Here is a 567-nt window from a genome sequence, read left to right as displayed (position 1 = left end):
GGTTTAGAAAATGGGTACTTGAAAGGCAAACCTACAGAACACTTTGTAGAGATAGTGGATACTCGAAAGACACACTTCAACGAACGTTTTATACTATTTTAGAAAGTTCACCTACACTGAAAATTATTAAAAGAGAAAATGTTCATCTCAGGATAGATGCCACCTATTTTGCTAAGTTTTGTTTAGTTGCTTATCAAGATGATTTTGATGGCTATACCCAGCTTATTCGGTTTACCGACGGGGAACATTATGAAGAAATAAAAGAAGATCTTACTAATCTTCTGAAATTAGGCGTGAAGTTGGAAAGTATCACTTCCGATGGAGATAAGAGTATTTTAAAAGCCATCAAGAAAACCGACAAGAACATTATCGTCCAAAGGTGTTTAGTTCATATCCAAAGGATGTGTCTGGTTTGGTTAACCAAATTTCCTAAGCATATTGCAGGGCAAGAACTTCGAAAGCATATCTTGCTACTTCTCAAAATCAAAACTCATAATGACAGAATCTGGTGGACTGAACAATTAAAACTTTGGTATGAAAGGCATAAAGATTATCTCAATGAAAAAA

At 34.7% G+C, this 567-nt stretch carries 1 protein-coding gene; it reads left to right on the top strand.

The genetic code is table 11. The features are described from left to right. Window positions 1–567: transposase (locus tag AC4AGG_RS16750; protein ID WP_489773161.1), on the top strand; the 567-nt coding region annotated here is incomplete at both ends.

The sequence above is a fragment of the Chryseobacterium sp. CG10_8 genome, from assembly GCF_058117085.1.
This window is presented reverse-complemented; position numbering and strand designations above follow the sequence as displayed.